Below are 4,918 nucleotides of genomic sequence, written 5' to 3'. Positions count from 1 at the left end.
CGCTCGGATGTACCTGGGGACCGGGCCGACGACCCTGCTGGCTGCCGCCGCGGGATGGGAGTCGTTGGCCGCCGAACTGACGGACGGCGCCAGCGGCTACTACACCGTAGTCGCGACCCTCACCGACCAGTCCTGGTCAGGGCCGGCGTCGATGTCGATGGCCGCAGCGGTGATGCCCTACATAGGGTGGATGACCGCGACCGCCGAGCAATGTGGGCAGGCGGCAACGCAGGCCACGGCTGCCGCCGCAGCATTCGAAACCGCGTACGCGATGACGGTGCCACCTCCGCTGATCGCGGCCAACCGCGCTGGGCTTCTGGCGTTGATTCAGACAAATATCTTCGGCCAGAACACCCCGGCCATCATGGCGACCGAGGCCGAGTACAGCGAGATGTGGGCCCAGGACGCCACCGCGATGTACAGCTACGCCGCCAATTCCGCCGCGGCGTCTAGACTTTCACCGGTAGCGGCGCCGCCGCAGTCGACCAATCCGGCCGGCCTCACCGGCCAAATCGGCGCCGTCACCCATGCGGCAGCCCAATCCGGTAGTAGCGCACAGTCAACGACGACACAGTGGGCCTCGGCGGTGCCCCAGACTCTGCAAAGCCTCTCGACGCCCGGCTCATCCTCGAGCGCCGGTCTGTCGCAGGCGGCGATGGGGACGGGAGCGTCGCTGGGGTCGTCGGGGGCCTCCGCCCCACTCAGTTCACTGTCGAGTTTGACCGGCGCCTCGGGCAAGGGTGCGACAAAGAGCGCGAGCACCGGAGTGGGCGCGGCCTCGGGACTGACCTCGGCGCTCGCTGCCGCACCCGCGGCGGACGGAGCGGCGGCCGGCCTGGCATCCGAGGCGGCCGGTTACGGCGCCGACGGCGCCGGCCTGATCGCCGACGGCGGTGGAATCGGCATAGACCTCTATGGCCTCGATCTGGATTACCAGGGATTGGCACTAGATGAAGCGGGCGCCGGTTCCATCTTGGGCGCCGAGGGCAGCGCCGGAATCGCGAGCATGGGAGGCGCGGGCGCCGCGGCTGGGTTGGGAAACCTCGAGCCGCTGGCGGGATTGGGTCAGGGCGCCTCGGCGAGCGTGGGACAAGCCAGCTCTCTTAGCACCTTGTCCGTACCGCCGAGCTGGGCGGCAACGGTTTCGTCGGTCACCCCGCTGCAGGCTTTCCACGGCGGCGCCATGCCGGGTGGCTGGGCCGCAGCACCCGCGCCGTCACCCGGCACGACGGTGTCCAAGCTGCCGTTGGGCGGCATGGTCGGTCGCGAGTCCGAGGGTGCGGTTCAGCGCGTCGGCTTGCGCGTATCGCTGATTCCGCATTCGCCGGTGGCCGGGTAATGCACCGGCCCGGTCACCACGTCGTCAAAGGGTGTACATGCGCGTCGACTCCAAAGGAAATCGCAATGCCCCTACCCGAGCCACACTGGTCACGGCGGCGCCGGCTGCCGATCCGAAATCCGTTGGCTTTCACAATAAAAGCGGTGATATGCGCTGCTTTACTCGTGGCGTTCGGCGCTTCGGCGGCGACGCGCGCGGGCGCCGATCCGAGCCCGAGTGGCGGTGACCCCAATCCCTACGGCGCCCTCAGTTGTAGCTGCAGCCAGAGCGTCCCGGCCGGGGGTCCGACTTCAACGCATGAGATCCGCCGGGGAATACAGCAGGGGGTTTCCAGCGCGCATTAGCTCGATGTGCCGCGCTTGTGACACGGCGCGCCGCGCCCTCGATGGCTCACCGAGCCCGGTGGCTTAATCGGGTCCGCCGCGGTGGACCCTCGGTCACCAGCACTGTGAGCTGCTGGCGAAGGCTTGCGGGTCCGATAAGCAGAGGAGCCGCCTTGCGCCTGGTGGGTCGGCGCGGCCGACCGGTTGAAAAGGCAAACGGTGAAACGCCTACGGCAGAAACGACAGCGAAACCAGGTTGCCGCATTGATTTAGGGGTACGCGGTGGCGGGTTGCCGTCTAACCGAGAGCCGTAGTCCGTCCAGCGGCTGATCTGCTCCGAACTACTTACGACGGCGTTGTCGCGACAGCTGTACGAAGGGGGTTTGACATTGCGCCGGATCGGCAATCGATGGCGCGCTACGCCGTGGTCAGCGACGTGAGCGGGTTTCGGCCGGCCGGCCGCAAATCGGGTCCGCAACGTGAGTCGACCGATGTGGCAGGCTACGGTTTCCCTGGCTGGCTGTGGCGCGGACTGGATCGCCGTCGCCCGCCCGGTCTTGACCGATTGCAGCGGTGGCGCAGCCCGCTGCGTGGATTGTGGCTGACCTCGGTGTTCGGCGGGGTTCTGCTGGTCACGCTGCCGGTTGTCATCTTGACCGGGTTGCTGTCTTACATCGCCTATGCGCCGCAGTTCGGCACGGCACTGCCCACCAATGTGGGGTGGCTTAAATTGCCGACATTTGACTGGCCGACCCGCCCGTCGTGGATATATCGACTCAGCCAGGGCTTACACGTCGGGCTGGGCCTGGTGCTGATCCCGGTTGTGCTGGCCAAACTGTGGTCGGTGATTCCCAAGCTGTTCACGTGGCCGCCGGCGCGTTCGATAGCTCAGGTGCTCGAACGAGTTTCGCTGGCCATGTTGGTCGGAGGAATCCTGTTCGAGATTGTCACCGGAATCCTTTACATCCAATACGACTACCTTTACGGGTTCAGTTTTTTCACCGCCCACTACTACGGTGCCTGGGTGTTCATCGCTGGGTTCGTAGTTCACACGACTCTCAAGATTCCCCGAATGGTGGACGGGTTGCGATCCCGCTCGATGCGAGAAGTGTTGCGTGCCAGCCGTTCTGATACTCAGCCGGAGCCTCCCGGTGCGCACGGGATGGTCGCCGCCGATCCAGGGCCCCCGACACTGAGCCGCCGTGGCGCGCTCGCGCTGGTCGGCGGTGGCGTGCTGCTGACGGCCCTGGTCACCGCGGGCCAGACGGTCGGGGGAATCGCCCGGCGCCTTCCGCTGATGCTTCCACCCGGTGACCGAACTGGTCACGGGCCCAACGACTTCCGAATCAACAAGACGGCCCAAGGGGTCGGCATCGATCCCGACAGCACCGGCGAGGGATGGCGCCTCACCCTGCGTGGCGGCCCGGCCCCAGTGGTGCTGGACCGGCCCATGCTGTGCGCGATGCGCCAACACACCGCGCGGCTGCCGATCGCCTGTGTCCAGGGCTGGTCGACCGTCCAGGCATGGAGCGGGGTGCGGCTGGCTGACCTGGCCGCGCAGGCCGGAGTGCGGGCGCCGCATTCGGCAACGGTGAAATCACTTGGCCGCGTGGGCTATTTCAACCACGCCACGCTGGCACACAACCAGATCAGTCATCCAGAGGCACTGCTGGCCCTTCAGGTAAACGGCGCGGATTTGTCGCTAGATCACGGCTATCCGGCGCGGATCATCGTCCCCGGGCTGCCTGGAGTGCACAACACCAAGTGGATCGAATCAATCGACTTCGAGGCAAGCTGAGATGTCAACACTACTGGCGCGCTTTCGCGGCTTCTACGGATCCCATCCGCTGCACTTGTTGACGATGTTGGCCGGCTTCGCGCTGCTGGGCTACCTCGTCATCACCGCCGGACCGGCGACGCTGTGGAAGCCAGAGGGGAGCTGGTGGCACTCGATCGCGCTCTGGCTCACCGCGGCATTCGTAGCCCACGACCTCCTGCTGTTCCCGATCTACGCTCTGGCAGACCGACTCCTGAGCATGCCGGGGCGGCCTGGCCGCCGCGGCGGATTCCGCGTTTCGCCGCGTAACTACCTGCGGGTGCCCGCACTGGGCTCAGGGTTGCTATTGCTTATTTTCTTTCCCGGCATCATCAAACAGGGCGCGCCGCTCTATCACGCCGATACGGGGCTGACGCAGCAACCCTTCCTCGGCCGCTGGCTCCTGCTCACGGCAGCGATGTTCACCATAAGCGCGCTGGTCTATGCGCTTCGACTCGCGACGACTCACCGGACCGGTCGGGTCGACGACCATCCCTGCAGCGGAGCTGTTGTGAAATTTCCGGAAAGGTGACGATGGAATCGATCAGCAGCGCGAGGCGCTGGTCAATGCTCGCTATATCGCTGGCCGCGACGCTGTCCGCCACCGTCTTCATCAACGGTGTCGCTTTCCTGATCCCCGCGTTGGACGCCCAGCGCCACATCGGTCTGGAAGAAGCGACACTGTTGTCGTCGATGCCAAGCATGGGCATGGTTGTCACGCTGATCGGCTGGGGCTACCTGCTGGACATTATCGGCGAGCGAATCGTGCTTACGGTGGGCTTGGCGCTGACCGCGGCCGCGGGTTTCGGCGCGGCGTCGGCTCACTCCATGCTGGCGGTTGGGGTGTTTTTATTCCTCGGCGGCATGGCCGCCGCCAGCAGCATCACGGCCAGCGGGCGGCTCGTCACTGGCTGGTTCCGAGCCGACCAGCAGGGTGTGGTGATGGGAATCCGGCAGACGGCGCAACCGCTGGGAATCGGGTTAGCTGCCTTGGTGCTTCCCGAGCTAGGCAAACACGACTTCTCGCTGGCGCTTTTCTTCGCCGCCGCGGCGTGCGCCGGGTCGGCGGTTGCCAGCGCTCTGGGCGTGCTCGACCCGCCGCGCCCGACACGAGCTGCGGCCGACGATTCCGAATTGGTCAATCCGTACCGCGGGCCGGCAGTGCTATCGCGCATTCACCTGGCTTCGGCGCTGCTGGTGGTGCCGCAGAATGTGATCTTGACGTTCATGCTGGTCTGGTTGGTTGGCAAGCATGGTTGGTCGATCGGATTGGCCAGTGTGCTACTAGCCGCCTCGCAGGTGGTCGCCGCGCTGGCCCGCATCGCAGCCGGCCGATGGTCAGACCGCGTCGGTTCACGAATGCGGCCGATAAGGATAATCGCGGTCGCGGCGACGGTGGTCACGTTGTTGCTGGCGCTCACCGATCAGCTGAACTCGCCT

General features: G+C 66.1%; 4 protein-coding genes. All 4 read left to right on the top strand.

What is annotated here, in order from left to right:
* Window positions 1-7: 7 nt before the first annotated feature.
* Window positions 8-1,339 carry a PPE family protein gene (locus tag VFW69_RS01750; RefSeq protein WP_526497539.1) on the top strand — a complete coding sequence of 444 codons (1,332 nt, stop codon included), beginning with the start codon at window positions 8-10 and terminating at the stop codon, window positions 1,337-1,339.
* Window positions 1,340-2,071: 732 nt separating this feature from the next.
* Window positions 2,072-3,460, top strand: a complete 1,389-nt coding sequence (locus VFW69_RS01745) for a molybdopterin-dependent oxidoreductase (protein WP_526497537.1) — start codon at window positions 2,072-2,074, stop codon at window positions 3,458-3,460.
* Window position 3,461: 1 nt separating this feature from the next.
* A complete protein-coding gene (locus tag VFW69_RS01740) occupies window positions 3,462-4,010 on the top strand; it encodes a hypothetical protein (RefSeq protein WP_526497535.1) in 549 nt (182 codons plus the stop codon).
* A gap of 35 nt (window positions 4,011-4,045) precedes the next feature.
* A partial coding sequence (locus VFW69_RS01735; RefSeq protein ID WP_526497533.1) for an MFS transporter occupies window positions 4,046-4,918 on the top strand: 873 nt, incomplete at its 3' end.

The sequence above is a fragment of the Mycobacterium sp. genome, assembly GCF_036273375.1.
Classification (GTDB): domain Bacteria; phylum Actinomycetota; class Actinomycetes; order Mycobacteriales; family Mycobacteriaceae; genus Mycobacterium.
Note: the sequence above shows the minus strand (reverse complement) of the source record. Positions and strands in the feature narration are given on the sequence as shown.